The sequence below is a fragment of the Brevefilum fermentans genome (genome assembly GCF_900184705.1).
Taxonomy (GTDB): domain Bacteria; phylum Chloroflexota; class Anaerolineae; order Anaerolineales; family Anaerolineaceae; genus Brevifilum; species Brevifilum fermentans.
The window spans coordinates 2,052,862-2,066,355 of sequence record NZ_LT859958.1 but is presented as its reverse complement, the minus strand read 5'-3'; the positions used below and the strand labels follow the sequence as shown (position 1 = coordinate 2,066,355).

The following is a 13,494-nucleotide window of genomic DNA, read 5'->3' as shown; positions in this document are numbered from 1 at the left end:
ATCCTGAAGCCCATCACTCGTGAAAAAAAATCAGGCTGTCCATTTGACAGCCTGATTGGTTTTAATCCAGGGAGAGATTATTTGTCGTAACCGGGGGAATCGTCCAGCAGGCGTTTCTCGCCTTCGAGGTTGCGGATATCGGTCACGTTTTGAGAAACCTCGATCGTGCCTTTGTAGGTACCCTCGGCATCGCGCAGGGCGAAATAGCGGATGTGGATGAATTGATCGCCCATCGGGATCCAGAATTCGGCTACATCTCGCTTTCCGGCGCGAAAATCATCCAGGATGATGGTGACCTTGTGCACACTTTGAGGCGGGTGACACTTGGTGACCTCGCGACCGATGATCGCGGGTGAACGGTCAAAGATGCGCTCACGGCCCTGGGAGAAATAGCGCACGCGATCGTGCTCATCCACCAGGGTTACGTCCACGGGGAGATGGGTCAGCAGGAGGTTGATCTGCTCGCGGGTCAGCGCGCCGGTGGACAGGGAGACCAACTCTTCTGCTAAATCTGATGGGTCGGTTGCAGGCGATGCTTCGGGTTCTGCAACGATAGCCTCGGCTTGTGCCTGCCATTCATCGCCGACCTCGACACCTACAAAACCAATCTCAGCTTCCTGGTTGCGGATTTCTGCCCACTCCTGCTCGGTAAGCCGATCAAGAGCAGCCGGGAAGAGAATTTTCTCTTCTTTGTAAACCATTTCAACAATGTTGTCAGACATAGTCTCAAAATACTTGGTGGCTTCGATGACATCCGGTTCAGGGTCGAGGATGGATTCTTTGAACATTTTGATCTGAGCGCGAATTTCATTATCCACACCCCACATCACCGTCGCTGGGCCTTCAAAGCCCTTCTTTTCGAGGTAAGGAAAGAGGATGTTTTCCTTGCGGGAGTAGTGTTTTTCAAGCGCTCCCAGGTTTTCCGTTTGCTTGATTAAGGATGTCAAAGCATTTGAATCGCCGTCCTCCCATTTATGAAGGGTTTCTTCCATTGTTTCCAGTAAGCGCAGGATGACCTCGTTTTCCATGCGAAACGTGTAAACGGGATGCCCCGGCAGGGATTCTGGGGTGGGTTCCTGATCGAGGCTGTCCTGGAAGACAGCGACATGCAGGTCGCATAAGCGCTGAATGTCAGCTACAGAGGTGCCTTCGCTGATCAGGGCACGTTCGGCTTCAGCGATCTCGCTGGCGGTGGCGCCGCTGATGACGTGGCCAAATTTTTTCTTTAATTCTTCAACGGTTTCGCCGTCATGCAGGCGTTGAATAACTTCCTTCAGGGCTTGTTTGCGTTGGTCGGCATTATTGATAAGATTGCTCATTGATTCCTCCAGTTAATGTATTCCAGTTTGGTTTGTTTGTATTTCGTTCAGCGCACACTCCAGACGACAGATGATGGCGCCCGGATTGCGCCAGTTGGGCAGAGTTCTTCGCACACGCCGCAATAGGAACATGTGATCAGGTCAACAAAGATAGGGCCATCATTGGTCATGATCAGCGCCAGCTCAGGACATTGCGAAACGCACAGGTTGCAGCGGGTGCACAGGGAAAGATTGATACTCGGCAGGATTCGTTCAGACATGGTTATTCCTGATTGTGTGTAGATTGATCTTATCCAAAATCCTCGTCGTTCCATACGACTTTTGTCACATCGAAGTCGTCAAAGATGATCAAGATGGGTGCTGTCATTCGCGAGCAGCCTGGATCAATTTTTCTCGGTCTAAGAGGATGATCTGGCCGCGTTGACGCTGGATCAGACCTCCAGCTTCAAAATCCCGCAGGAGGCGACCGACCACGTCTCGTACTGTGCCGACGTGGGCGGCAATTTCATCCTGGGTCCAACCTGTTGAAGACGGGCTGAGATCAGCCAGTTCAATCAGGAAACGCGCCAGGCGCGCCCGCACCGCAAACAACGACAGCCCCGCTGCCAGGTCGGTGATCTTTGCCAGGCGATCAGCCAGGTGATGCAAGAGCATCTTGGAAAAATCCGGGTAGCGGGTGATGAGAGCCTCAAAATCTGTTGATCGGATCACAAGGACGGTCATCGGGCTCAGGGCTTCAATCGTCGCCCGATTGAGCTTATCTGAATTCAGCAGTGAAATGATGTTGATAGGGTCGCCAGGCTTGAAACGCGCCAGGATCTGCACCCGGCCTTCCCTGTTCATGCGGAAGGCCCTGGCTTCGCCCGAGACGAGGACATAAGCGGATTCAGCTGGCATCCCTTCTAGCAGCAGGGTGTGACCGGCTGGCAACTCGCGGATATACGACCGCCGCGCAAGTTCTAACCGGGTTTCTTGCGCCAGGCCAGCAAAGATGGGTAACTGGTTGATGTGGTCCGTTTCCATGAAGCGCGTGTTTTCAATAGAGCAACGTTTAGTGGTTTGGTATGACCTGTTGGACACTGCTTTTTAATGAATACAGAACCCGGAATCTTCTACTTTGAATTCGAAACAGGCATTAAAGGGTTGGGATTAACGGTCATTTATAACAGCTTTACCAGCGTGCATGATGATCCTCAGCCCAACCGACAGCATCTTCGATGTAGATGGGACCGCCTTCATCCGGTTTTAGCGTGCCTTTAAAGTGACCGATCATTTGATGTACTTCAGAGCGCACCAGCAGAGCATCGGTTTTTGCATGGCGTTCATAAAAGGGAGTGAACACCAGGTCTACCCGATCCGTGACGGTTGTGTGCAAATGCCAGGGTGCCAGGAAATTTTCGCGGTCATAATCAAATTTGACATCCTCGCTGATTTTAGTCAGACGACCGTCCACGCACAGTCCATTCTCGTTCATGCCGGTGCCGTCGGTCCATCCAGCGCCCAGGTTGCTGCCCACGGTGCGACCATCCGGAAGGCGCGTTGAGAAACTGGACCAATTCCAGAAGGATTGATAAGGCCAAATACCGCGTCCTAAATCCAAACAGGCGAAGGTGTTCGCCAGGTCAAATTGCACCAGGTCGTCACCCCAACGCAGGGTGCCTTCTGTAGGGAGGGTGTTCTGTTTGCTGGTAAACTGGAAGCGTTTTTCAGACCAGGGGATGACGACGTTGAGAGTTTCATGACCTGCTGGTCGATGCACAAAGAAATCTGCATAGAGCGGCTTTCCTCCAAAATCGGGGCATTCAACGGACAACCGGGTGCCACCCTCGGTTTTGACCATGGAAATGGGCATGGCTTTCCCCTTAAAAACGATATCGCCATCAGCTTCGGGCGGCAGGTAAAGCCCAGCGCTGAAGGGGACGAGGAGCGTCTTTTCGAAGAATGTTTTGGTCTCATAATCGAGTAAGTAAACGAAGGGCAAGCCCATATAGTCAATGTTCGACAGGGTGACGGAAAAAAAGTGAGTTGGGCTGGTGATCGCCCAGTAATTCCAACGCTTTTTACGTAGCCAATGCCCGCGCAAATTACAGTCGTGCAGCGGGTGGCGGCTCCATCCAATAGCGTCGGGATTGAGATTGCCGCGTGAATCGCAGAGTTGAACCGGTTGGGTCAGTTCGGGTTCGTGGTATACCGATGGCATATTTTCCTCCTATGCACACTTGTCAGTGGCGCCAGGCCCCCAGGGACGGTTGTCCACCAGTTCAAAGGGCTCGAGGTGGAATTCAAGCCTGGCTTGTGCCTTGATTAATAATTCGTCAAAAGCAGCTTCAAGGTTGGCATTGGTGCCGCGAATTTGAGCGATCACATCTGCCGACCATTGGATATATTCCTGGCGGCGTGTAAGGGGCCATTTGTAGGGCGGAAAATAGAGGATGTCGCGGCAATTGATCAATTTGTCAGCCAGTTTGACAATTCTGGCCGGGTAAGACAGGTTTGGTGCATTGATCACCTGGAGTTGTTTTCTGCACATTTTTTCCTGTGATTTATCATCAGAGACCTCAAGCACAATATTCAAGACCTCTTCACCGAAAAGAGAGCGAATTTCTTCGGGTTTTGTATCCGTGTCTTCGAGAGTGTCGTGCAAAATAGCTGCGACCAGAACCTGCGGATCGTCAACCTGGCCAGTGGTAAATATTTCCCGGGCAACTGCCAGCGGATGGATGATATACGGCGCAGCCAGCTCACCTTTGCGAACCTGTCCGTGGTGTTTGCGGGTAGCAAAAATAATGGCTTGGAAGATGATATCAAGGTTGAAGGGATGGGTCATTGGACTGGCTCTTTCTGGTCGTGGACAGTTATAAAACTGAGGCGCGCGAACGCGCCCCAGCGGTGTTCATGGGTTTCAATCTTTCAGGCGCAATTCAATGATGGCGCCATTGGCTACTTTGCGCATGTCAAAGTCGCGACTGCTGCCTTTAACCAACTGGCTGAGCTGGCGGTAACCAAAAGAACGCGGGTCGAACCCGGGATCTATCCGACGCAGGGCTGTACCGACCTCTGAGAGTCGGGTCCAGCCTTCATCATCGGTTCCGACCATGTCGATTGCCTGGCTGACCAGTTCGACCAGCTCTCTTTCCTGTTCGCTGAGGTGATTGGTTTTACGGCGACTGCTGCTACCATTGCTCTGGCTTTGCCGCTTGAGGTTTTCAGTGTAAATGAAAACATTACAGGCGCTGACAAAGGCTCGGGGCGTATTTTTTTTACCGATGCCAACCACAAGCAAACCGCTTTCGCGGATCCGTGTGGCCAGGCGGGTGTAATCGCTGTCACTGGAAACCAGGCAAAAACCTTCGACCTGGTCTGAGTGCAGAATGTCCATGGCGTCAATGATCATGGCGCTGTCGGTGGCATTCTTGCCAACACTGTAGCGAAATTGCTGTATGGGTTGAAAGGCGTGGATGTTTAAAATATCTTTCCACGAGTTCATATTGGGAGTGGTCCAATCACCGTAAACGCGTCGAATGGTGGCGTTGCCGAATTTTCCGGCTTCGACCAGTATTTGTTCGATCAATGAAGCCTGGGCGTTGTCACCATCGATGAGAATGGCAACACGGCGATCAATATCTAAAATTTTATCTTGTTCAGGTTGATTTTTAATTCTTGGCATACAAGAATTATACCTTAACAAGGCCGGTCAGGTAAAAAAAATAAGTCGATTTTGATTAATGCTCTGTGGTTGAAAAATATTAAAAGCTTAACATCTCCTCAAGATGTGTTTGGCGTAATACTGTTGGTGATATTCTTCAGCTCTGTAGAATTCACCAGCCGGGACAATTTGGGTCACGATAGAATAGCGGTATTTTCCCGATGCGTCCAACTCTGATTTGACCTGTTCAGCGATTTTTTGCTGTTCCGGGTCATGATAGAAAATGACCGAGCGATATTGCGACCCCACATCCGGACCCTGGCGGTTTCGGGTGGTTGGATCGTGCAGGTCGAAAAAGGCTTTGACCAAATCTGTATAGGTGATCTTCTGCGGATCAAAGGTGACCTGGACGGCTTCGGCATGTCCGGTGTTGCCTGTGCAGACCATTTGATAGCTGGGGTTCGGGAAGGTGCCGCCCGTATAACCAACGACGGTGTCCAGAACACCGGCAATTTTTGAAAAGCTGGCTTCAACACCCCAAAAGCAGCCAGCAGCAAAGGTGGCGATTTTTTCTGTCATGCGCTTGCCTCCTGATCGTGTTCAGGTATGAAAGTTAATGCGACTGAATTCAGGCAGTAGCGCAAGCCGGTTGGTTGGGGGCCATCGTTGAAGACATGCCCCAGGTGGGCATCACAGCGGGCGCAGGTGATCTCCGTTCGGTGCATGCCGTGACTGTCATCCGCGTGGTATGCAATGTGATCTTCATTGATCGGTGCGAAAAAGCTCGGCCAGCCAGAACTCGAGATGAATTTGGCGGTTGACGAGAACAATGGCAAACCGCAGCACACACAGGAGTAGGTTCCCGGTTGTTGATGGTCGTAAAATTTGCCACAGAAGGGCGGTTCGGTGCCTTTGCGACGCGTTACCGCGTACTGCTCCTGGGTGAGTTGAGCCCGCCATTCCGCATCGGACTTGTAGATTTTTTCCAGCATGGTAACTCCTGACCTATTGAGTAACTGAGATTATTTTACCATAAATATGATAAATAATATGATATTTATCAGTAATATTAACAATTTTTATACACATTTACCCGGCGAATTGCTGCTGGAATAACATTAGCGCAAATGCGACTGCAGATCGAATTGCGAAGAAAGCCTTAGAATCATTCCCGAAGCTCATCCGGTCAAGATAAATTGACGTATTCCCGACTTGGTGGAGATGATCCCCTTATGATGCTGGCGTTCGTGGGGCTCTCTTGTTTTTGATGCACAACAAGCCGTGTGCCGGTCTTGAAAAATATTACCGGTCCACCCCCTTGACAGGGCAAGGTATTAATCGGGTGAGGTCTGTTCGAGGGTGCTGGTTTCCTTGACCAGGACCAGGAAAATTACGGCCGCAATCAGGCGCCCAATAGTTGATGCGAGGGTAACGCCCACGAATTCGATCACGGGGATCAAAAACGACCCAAAGGCTGCACCAAGCGCCATTGAGAGGGTGACGATGATCTGGTAATAGGCAGAAAAACGCGCCCGTTGATCTTCAGGGGTTTGCGTAAGCAGACTGTTAAAGTGAACCAGGTTGAACCCGCCCCATAATAAACCTGACAGGATTTCAACAGCGATGGCATGCCAGTAGACTCTGACCCATAAACCCCAAATAAGGGGCACCAGCGGGATTAAGAAGGCAAGCACGATCGAAACCGTGCGGTCACCCCACTTATCTGCCAGCAATCCAAACTGCCTCTGAACAAGCATATTGGCAGCCGTATTCGTGACTGCAACAACCCCGATCATCGCTGCAGTAAAGTGAAGAGTTTCCGCCATGTGCACGGTGAAAAACGGCCCCGAAATTTGGATGGTGAAATTCCAAACCGCAACAAAGATGATGAAACGCAGGAATTGGTTGTGTTTCTTAAACGAAGAAAATATGCTGAGCAGATTGTCGAGGAAAGAGGCGCTGACTGCATCGTCAGGTTGTCGGTCGACTTTTTCGACGGCGAGTGGATCTTCGATGCGGTTGAAAAAGAAAATTGCGAAAACTGCCAATAATGTCGCTACGAGGAAGGCTACCTGGTACCCCAGGGGTTCGCCAATGCGGGTGATGAATTCACCCATCAGCAGGGTAACCAGCATCCCGGCGAGGCCCATGATGAAATTACGTGAGCCAAAATAGCGTCCCCGACCTTCAATCGGCACGATATCTCCGATGAGGGCGATCCAACCCGGGTAGGCAAAGTTATTCGCTGCCTCTCGAATGATCACCAGTGCCAGCATGATCCACACCAGGGCTGACGTGCCCAGCAGGAAAAAGGGCAGCAATGCCATCAGGAATACCATCAAGCGGCTGATAATGGCACTTGTGGTTGTGATCTCTTTGCGCCTTCCCGACCGTTCAACCAGAAAAGCGGCTGGCAGCAGCAGCAGTGCGTTAGAAAAACTGCTGATGGAGCTGAGAAAGCCAATCTGTTGCCGCGTGATACCAAGCGATAAAAGGTAAATCGTCAAGTAAGTCAGGATGATCTTATCGCTGGCGGCAGAAAAGAGACCATCATAGAAAAACAGGGTCAGGTTGCGCTGTTGGCTGGCTGATAAGACAGCTGCCCAGGCGCCGCCCCTGGTGAAGCGGGTTATTGTGTGCCGGATACGCACAGAACGGTCCCGTAATTGGTTAATTCTCATGGTGAATCGCGAATTGTCTATTGCTTTCTATACACAGGCATATCAACCACAAAGATGGTCGCAGCATACTGATTGGGGTGGGTAGGAGTGCAACATTCCTTTAACAGAGCGATCACTGCTGGCACCTTGTCCGGTTCAACTCCAATTAAAAGCGTCACATTTCCCAAACGCAGAAACCCGCCGGTACTTGCCATACGGGTGACGGTGTAGCCGTGCTCGAACAGGGTTTCGATCACAAGCCCGGCGTCTTTTTCATGGATGATGGCGTAAATTAATTTCACGGCTCACCCCCGATCTGTTCAAAGCGTTCTACGGGCATACCGTAAATCGTTGCACCGCCTTCGATCGATTCGATCACAGGCAACTGGCTGAGTTCCCCGATGGCCCGCATCTGAACCGGGATGAATTTCCGGTAGGGCTGGCAGTATTTGTTGATCAAACGATTCAGCGCGTCGATCCGGGAATGATTTAACCCCATCAGAAGACACACTGTTGGTTCCTGGAAAAGGCTGCTGCTGCTATCGATAACGGTGAAGTAAAAATGCTGCCTGTTGAGGTTGGCGATCAATTTCTTTGACTGGGATTGAGAGACGATGATCAGCAATAGTAAATCAATTTGACGTTCAGGCATGGGGTTTCCTTGGTCAGAGGTGAATACATCATCCCTATTTTACATCATATCAAGTGGCAACTGATGGGAAAATCAGCCAATCGATTTTAATTGAGAAATGACACATGCAAAGATCGAACAATAAAACAATCATCATTCTCACCGTATTTGCGGTGCTTCAGAAATAAAAAATCCCGGGCGGTAACACTCGCTCGGGATCATTCATCTTATTGCGTGGCTGATCAGGCTTCGTTATCCGCTGATTTCCCGTCGCCGATGCCGCGCGGCACCCATTTTTCAGTGCGATCGCGCAGTCGATGAGGCTCACCGCCGCGCTGATGAACCTGGTCAAAACCCGCGGGTTTGAGGGACATGGCATCGCCTGCCAGCAAGCCAGCAACGCCGCTTTGCCCGGGCTCGAGGATTTCACCCTTGAAAGGCGCTGTTAAAGAAGGATCGATGGGTTGATATTCGGTCGGCTCATAATAGGTGGTGATGAACCCCTCGTAATTGCGTAATACGACTTTTTGATCGGAATAACTGAGGATGTAATTGGGGGTGAGGGGAATTTTGCCACCGCCGCCGGGGGCATCCACCACATAGGTGGGCACAGCGAAACCTGAGGTGTGGCCAAGCAGTGATTCGATGATTTCAATACCCTTACCGATCGGCGTGCGGAAGTGACCGGCGCCCTGGACAAGGTCGCACTGGTAGAGATAATACGGTCTGACCCGCAGGCGAACCAGGTTGTGGACCAACCTGCGTTGAATGGCAGGGTCGTCGTTGACACCTGCTAAAAGAACGGACTGATTGCCGAGGGGAATGCCTGCTCGGGTCAGTTTGTCGCAGGCGTCCGCCAGCTCAGCGGTAATTTCGTTGGGATGGTTGACGTGGATGTTTAACCACAGCGGGTGAAATCTTTGCAGCAGCTCACACAGTTCGTCGGTGACGCGCTGGGGCATGAAGACCGGGACGCGGGAACCAATGCGGATGATCTCAATATGGGGGATTTCTCGTAAGGCGGTCAGCAAGCGTTCAAGGACCTTGGGTGCCAGGGTCAGGGGATCGCCACCGGAGAGGAGTACATCGCGTACCTGGGGTGTTCGGCGCAGATAGTCGAGTTGCGCCTCAAAGTCCTTGGATGAAAAGGATTGGGTGGGGTCACCCACGATGCGAGAACGCGTGCAATAACGGCAGTAACTGGCACACTGGGTGGTGACCAGCATCAAAACCCGGTCGGGGTAGCGGTGAACTAAACCTGGCACCGGTGAGTGGGCGTCTTCTGAGAGGGAATCTTCCATTTCCCCGGTAAAGGGCAGAATTTCAGCAGCCGTTGGCAGGATCTGCTTGCGAATCGGGTCCAGCGGGTTTTCCGGGTCGATGAGTGACGCGAAATAGGGCGTAATGTCCACCCGAAAAAGACCAACCTGGCAAAGCGCCTGGTGCTCACTTTCAGTTAGCGTAAGGATCTGCTCGAAATCCTCAATTGAATTCAGGCGATGGCTGAGCTGCCAGCGCCAATCCGACCATTTGTCATCGGGAATGTCTGCAAAGGCCGGTGCTCGTTTTGAGGGAAAGGGTTGCATAGGATTCTCCTTGTTTTTCTGGTTACGGTTGTAGTCAGGTCGTGTGTTGAATTGAATACTTTAAACGCATTGAACGACAAGCTTTATCTCCGATAAAAAGGCTGTGGTTAATGGTTCCAACCTGTTTTCATTCATCGCGATCGGATTGATCGTTTGTTTGCCATTCATTTCTAAGAACGCTCATCAGGTGGACATCATAATATCGACCATGCTGGTAATGGGCCTGTCGATAAATGCCTTCATGGACAAAACCTGCCTTCTCATAGGCACGGATGCCACGCTTATTTTTTGAGTAGACCTGCAACCAGATACGGTGCAAGTTGAGGGTTTCAAAGCCATGTTTAAGAAGAGCGAGCGTGGCATCAGTCCCATAACCCTGATCCCAGAACTGTTTTTCACCAATCATGATGCCGATTTCTGCGGATCGATTACGCCAATCGAAGTTCATGAACCCACAATTCCCTATTGCTTGCCAGGAATCGGGTTGCTTTTCCGTTTGAATATCGATCACCATCACATGGTTACTGGGCGGTTGTTGAAGCATGTTTTCATACCAGCGCGCCTCTTCGACCTGTGACATAGGGTAAACCAATAAAAGATTTTCGGTAATTTCCGGGTCATTGATCCAACGGCAAAAAATGTCGAGGTCACTTTGTTCAACAGCCCTGAGGCGAATTCTCTTTCCAAACAAGTGCGGCATGGCATCTTACCTTTCTTTAAATTATGGCGTCAATCGGGTCGGACCGCGGAAGATGTACACGGCTTCACGGATATTGGGGAGGTCTAACAAAACCATCATAAATCGGCTGAGACCGAAGCCAAAGCCACCGTGAGGTGGTGTTCCGTAGCGGAAGTAATTCAGGTAATCCTGGATCACTTCCAGCGAAAGCCCTTTTTCGAGCGCCTGGGCTTTGAGAACGTCATAGCGATGTTCACGCTGCGCGCCGGTAGCCAATTCGAGCCCTTTGCCCAGCAAGTCAAAGCTGCGCGTTAGCCCCGGCTCTTCAGGATGAAGCATGTGGTAAAAAGGGCGTGATGCAAAGGGCCAATCCGTAATGAAGACATAATCGTGTCCCTGGATTTCTTTGAAATGGGCGCCAATCGCCCTTTCTGCACCGGGGTCGAGGTCAAACTTCTTTTCAGGCGGCAACTTGTAGCCGATTTCTTTGAGCAGTTTGTGAGCCTCTGCCATGGAAATGCGCGGGAAAGGCACCATAGGCGCTTCCAGGTGGAGACCCAATTTTGTTTCAACCTCAGAGGCATGCTTTTCAACCACGCGTTGAATGGTATGCGCCAGCCAGCGTTCTGTTAACCTCATGACATCTTCATGGGAATCAATCCAGGACATCTCCATATCGACGCCGGTGAACTCAGTCATGTGACGCGAGGTGAAGGAAGGATCAGCCCGAAATACAGGTCCAAATTCAAACACACGCTCAAATCCCGCTGCCATCGCCATTTGTTTATAAAACTGGGGCGATTGAGCTAAATAGGCTGTGGTATCGAAATAGGGGAGGCTGAACAGCTCAGCGCCGCTCTCGCTGGGGGCGCCCATGATCTTCGGCGAGTTGATTTCGATAAAATTTTCCTGCAGCCAGAATTCGCGCATCGCCTGTACCGCAGTGGTTTGCACTTCAAATAGAAGTTGGTTGACCTCCCGCCGCAGGTCGAGATAGCGCCAATCGAGACGGAAATCTTGTTCAGGTAAGTATTCGCCAAAGGGCTCAAAGGGCAGCGGGACTTGAGCCGCGTTTTCAACCAGGAGGTCCTCAAGTTGGATTTCGAGACCGCCTAATTTGACAATCTCGTTTTTGACGACTTTTCCGGTGATGCGCAGGGCAGATTCTGTCCCCAGGTCAGAGATCGTTTTTGCCAGGTCGAGGTTTCCCTTTTTATAATGGGCGACCTGGACCAGCCCGGTGCGATCGCGGATGATTAAAAATTGCATGCTCTTCTGATCGCGCAGGGTGTGCAGCCATCCCTGGATGGTCACCTGTTCGTCGATGTGCTGATCTAAATCTTTTATCAGGGTGCGCTTCATCAAGTTCTTCTCCTGTATATCATAAAATATTTTACTTTATTATATCTGATCGGAAAACACCGATCATGAATTTACAATAATTTCTCCACAGCTTCGATGGGGCTGTATTTCCTGTGGATGACATCATCCAAAATCTGTGCAAACTGGTTCTCATCCAGCTTTTCCCACCATCGGGTTAGCAGGGCTTCCCGGATGAGGGCATGCACATCACGGCGCAGGCGGGCTGCTTCCTTTTGCTGCCACTCGCCCGATTCCCTGAGGAATTGGCGGTGGCGCTGAACATCGTCAATCAGCGGAGCGATGCCCTTTCCATCGACTGCGATTGTGGAATGAATGGTCGGGAGCCAGCCAGATTGAGGTTGCTGCGTTTCTGCAGTGGGTGCCGGTGTTGCATCCAGGAGGTGTTTTCCTGCAACAGCATGAGAATCAAATTTTCTTTGAGCCATTTCCAGCATAACCCGCAGTGCGCGGATGGTGTTTTCAGCGCCAGGGCGATCGGCTTTGTTAACCACGATGATGTCGGCGATTTCGAGAATGCCAGCCTTAATCGCCTGGATATCATCGCCCATCCCCGGGGCTTCCACGACGATAACGGTGTGCGCCAGGCTGGCGATATCGACTTCTGCCTGACCAGCGCCGACGGTTTCGATGATGATCAGGTCAAAACCCGCACTGTCGAGAACGGTGACAAAGGCCGCGGTTTGATTTGCCAGCCCGCCCAGAGCGCCCCGTGACGCCATCGAGCGGATAAAAATGCCCTTATCGCCAGCCAAATCGCCCATTCGGATGCGGTCCCCCAGCAGAGCGCCGCCTGTAAATGGGCTGGAGGGGTCGACGGCAATAATGGCAACTTTTGGGGCAAGCTGGTTATCCTTGTCCTGGCGGAAGTGCTTGGCGAGCTGGTTGACCAGTGTGCTTTTTCCTGAGCCGGCAGGGCCAGTGACACCAATCAGGTGCGCCTTGCCTGTAAAGGGAAACAGCGCTGATTGTAAATCACGGCTCTCTGGGGCATTGTTTTCGACCGCGGTCAGCGCCCGGGAGAGTGCCAGGCGGTCTCCCTGGCGAATTGCGATTGGGTCAATTTGAATCATGATCAAATATTTGAAATCTGGATGGCGTGTTTGATATCTGCAATCACCTGCTGTGTATCGGTGCCGGGGCCGTATACAGCGTACACACCGAGCTTGAGCAGTCTGGCAACATCAGGTTCCGGGATGATTCCGCCCACAAACACCTTGATATGGGTCAGTCCATTGGCATGCAATTTTTCAATCACAGCGGGGACGAGGGCATTGTGCGCACCGGAGAGAATTGAAAGACCGACCACATCCACATCTTCTTGCAGGGCTGCTTCAGCGATCATTTCAGGTGTCTGGCGCAAGCCAGTGTAGATCACTTCCATGCCGGCATCCCGCAAGGCGCGGGCAATCACTTTTGCTCCGCGGTCATGCCCATCCAGACCGGGTTTTGCGATTAGAACTCGAATTCTCTTAACTGTCATCATATTCTCCGCAGGTTTTAGAGTAATTTTGATTATACCGCGTTCATTTAGAGATTATCTTACGGCTCTTAATATAAGCTTGCAAAAGAGGCGTTTTTTCAATAGAATTA

General features: G+C 51.3%; 16 protein-coding genes. All 16 read right to left on the bottom strand.

Features of this window, described 5'->3' with window-relative positions; all coding sequences use genetic code 11:
• Positions 1–77 precede the first annotated feature (77 nt).
• The 16 genes from CFX1CAM_RS09000 to CFX1CAM_RS08925 all read right to left on the bottom strand — a co-directional run bounded on the left by CFX1CAM_RS09000 (position 78) and on the right by CFX1CAM_RS08925 (position 13,384).
• A complete protein-coding gene (locus CFX1CAM_RS09000) occupies positions 78–1,319 on the bottom strand; it encodes a DUF438 domain-containing protein (RefSeq protein ID WP_087862705.1) in 1,242 nt (413 codons plus the stop codon).
• 47 nt (positions 1,320–1,366) lie between these two features.
• The gene (locus CFX1CAM_RS08995) at positions 1,367–1,579 is read right to left on the bottom strand and encodes an ATP-binding protein (protein ID WP_157891815.1); all 213 of its coding nucleotides are present in this window, start codon (positions 1,577–1,579) and stop codon (positions 1,367–1,369) included.
• Positions 1,580–1,682: 103 nt separating this feature from the next.
• On the bottom strand, positions 1,683–2,342 hold the full coding sequence (locus CFX1CAM_RS08990; RefSeq protein WP_087862703.1) for a Crp/Fnr family transcriptional regulator: 660 nt from the start codon (positions 2,340–2,342) through the stop codon (positions 1,683–1,685).
• Positions 2,343–2,490: 148 nt separating this feature from the next.
• Positions 2,491–3,519, bottom strand: a complete 1,029-nt coding sequence (locus CFX1CAM_RS08985; protein ID WP_087862702.1) for a DUF2804 domain-containing protein — start codon at positions 3,517–3,519, stop codon at positions 2,491–2,493.
• A 9-nt stretch (positions 3,520–3,528) separates the two neighbouring features.
• Entirely contained in the window at positions 3,529–4,146 is a 618-nt protein-coding gene (locus CFX1CAM_RS08980) for an HD domain-containing protein (protein WP_087862701.1), read from the bottom strand.
• A gap of 75 nt (positions 4,147–4,221) precedes the next feature.
• Positions 4,222–4,986, bottom strand: coding sequence for an NYN domain-containing protein (locus CFX1CAM_RS08975; RefSeq protein ID WP_087862700.1), 765 nt, complete (start codon positions 4,984–4,986; stop codon positions 4,222–4,224).
• A gap of 87 nt (positions 4,987–5,073) precedes the next feature.
• Complete coding sequence (gene msrA, locus CFX1CAM_RS08970; RefSeq protein ID WP_087862699.1) at positions 5,074–5,544, bottom strand: peptide-methionine (S)-S-oxide reductase MsrA; 471 nt, start codon at positions 5,542–5,544, stop codon at positions 5,074–5,076.
• Positions 5,541–5,957: a peptide-methionine (R)-S-oxide reductase MsrB gene (gene msrB, locus CFX1CAM_RS08965; protein ID WP_087862698.1), complete on the bottom strand. Its 417-nt coding sequence runs from the start codon at positions 5,955–5,957 to the stop codon at positions 5,541–5,543. Before msrB ends, msrA begins: the two co-directional genes overlap by 4 nt.
• A 342-nt stretch (positions 5,958–6,299) precedes the next feature.
• Positions 6,300–7,646, bottom strand: a complete 1,347-nt coding sequence (locus CFX1CAM_RS08960; RefSeq protein ID WP_087862697.1) for an MFS transporter — start codon at positions 7,644–7,646, stop codon at positions 6,300–6,302.
• Positions 7,647–7,663: 17 nt separating this feature from the next.
• Positions 7,664–7,927, bottom strand: coding sequence for a cyclic-di-AMP receptor (locus CFX1CAM_RS08955; protein WP_087862696.1), 264 nt, complete (start codon positions 7,925–7,927; stop codon positions 7,664–7,666).
• The gene (locus tag CFX1CAM_RS08950) at positions 7,924–8,277 is read right to left on the bottom strand and encodes a cyclic-di-AMP receptor (RefSeq protein ID WP_087862695.1); all 354 of its coding nucleotides are present in this window, start codon (positions 8,275–8,277) and stop codon (positions 7,924–7,926) included. Before CFX1CAM_RS08950 ends, CFX1CAM_RS08955 begins: the two co-directional genes overlap by 4 nt.
• Positions 8,278–8,498: 221 nt before the next feature.
• Positions 8,499–9,842: a lysine 2,3-aminomutase gene (kamA, locus tag CFX1CAM_RS08945; RefSeq protein WP_087862694.1), complete on the bottom strand. Its 1,344-nt coding sequence runs from the start codon at positions 9,840–9,842 to the stop codon at positions 8,499–8,501.
• A gap of 127 nt (positions 9,843–9,969) precedes the next feature.
• Positions 9,970–10,542 carry a GNAT family N-acetyltransferase gene (locus CFX1CAM_RS08940; RefSeq protein ID WP_087862693.1) on the bottom strand — a complete coding sequence of 191 codons (573 nt, stop codon included), beginning with the start codon at positions 10,540–10,542 and terminating at the stop codon, positions 9,970–9,972.
• A 21-nt stretch (positions 10,543–10,563) separates the two neighbouring features.
• Complete coding sequence (gene aspS / locus CFX1CAM_RS08935) at positions 10,564–11,883, bottom strand: aspartate--tRNA(Asn) ligase (protein WP_087862692.1); 1,320 nt, start codon at positions 11,881–11,883, stop codon at positions 10,564–10,566.
• A 71-nt stretch (positions 11,884–11,954) separates the two neighbouring features.
• Positions 11,955–12,974, bottom strand: a complete 1,020-nt coding sequence (gene meaB / locus CFX1CAM_RS08930) for a methylmalonyl Co-A mutase-associated GTPase MeaB (RefSeq protein ID WP_087862691.1) — start codon at positions 12,972–12,974, stop codon at positions 11,955–11,957.
• A 2-nt stretch (positions 12,975–12,976) separates the two neighbouring features.
• On the bottom strand, positions 12,977–13,384 hold the full coding sequence (locus CFX1CAM_RS08925; RefSeq protein WP_087862690.1) for a cobalamin B12-binding domain-containing protein: 408 nt from the start codon (positions 13,382–13,384) through the stop codon (positions 12,977–12,979).
• Positions 13,385–13,494: the final 110 nt, after the last annotated feature.

What these genes read in the sequence shown, in the direction of transcription:
- CFX1CAM_RS09000 (WP_087862705.1), bottom strand. Translation starts at nt 1,319, where the DNA reads ATGAGCAATCTTATCAATAATGCCGACCAACGCAAACAAGCCCTGAAG.
- CFX1CAM_RS08995 (WP_157891815.1), bottom strand. Translation starts at nt 1,579, where the DNA reads ATGTCTGAACGAATCCTGCCGAGTATCAATCTTTCCCTGTGCACCCGC.
- CFX1CAM_RS08990 (WP_087862703.1), bottom strand. Translation starts at nt 2,342, where the DNA reads ATGGAAACGGACCACATCAACCAGTTACCCATCTTTGCTGGCCTGGCG.
- CFX1CAM_RS08985 (WP_087862702.1), bottom strand. Translation starts at nt 3,519, where the DNA reads ATGCCATCGGTATACCACGAACCCGAACTGACCCAACCGGTTCAACTC.
- CFX1CAM_RS08980 (WP_087862701.1), bottom strand. Translation starts at nt 4,146, where the DNA reads ATGACCCATCCCTTCAACCTTGATATCATCTTCCAAGCCATTATTTTT.
- CFX1CAM_RS08975 (WP_087862700.1), bottom strand. Translation starts at nt 4,986, where the DNA reads ATGCCAAGAATTAAAAATCAACCTGAACAAGATAAAATTTTAGATATT.
- msrA (WP_087862699.1), bottom strand. Translation starts at nt 5,544, where the DNA reads ATGACAGAAAAAATCGCCACCTTTGCTGCTGGCTGCTTTTGGGGTGTT.
- msrB (WP_087862698.1), bottom strand. Translation starts at nt 5,957, where the DNA reads ATGCTGGAAAAAATCTACAAGTCCGATGCGGAATGGCGGGCTCAACTC.
- CFX1CAM_RS08960 (WP_087862697.1), bottom strand. Translation starts at nt 7,646, where the DNA reads ATGAGAATTAACCAATTACGGGACCGTTCTGTGCGTATCCGGCACACA.
- CFX1CAM_RS08950 (WP_087862695.1), bottom strand. Translation starts at nt 8,277, where the DNA reads ATGCCTGAACGTCAAATTGATTTACTATTGCTGATCATCGTCTCTCAA.
- kamA (WP_087862694.1), bottom strand. Translation starts at nt 9,842, where the DNA reads ATGCAACCCTTTCCCTCAAAACGAGCACCGGCCTTTGCAGACATTCCC.
- CFX1CAM_RS08940 (WP_087862693.1), bottom strand. Translation starts at nt 10,542, where the DNA reads ATGCCGCACTTGTTTGGAAAGAGAATTCGCCTCAGGGCTGTTGAACAA.
- aspS (WP_087862692.1), bottom strand. Translation starts at nt 11,883, where the DNA reads ATGAAGCGCACCCTGATAAAAGATTTAGATCAGCACATCGACGAACAG.
- meaB (WP_087862691.1), bottom strand. Translation starts at nt 12,974, where the DNA reads ATGATTCAAATTGACCCAATCGCAATTCGCCAGGGAGACCGCCTGGCA.
- CFX1CAM_RS08925 (WP_087862690.1), bottom strand. Translation starts at nt 13,384, where the DNA reads ATGACAGTTAAGAGAATTCGAGTTCTAATCGCAAAACCCGGTCTGGAT.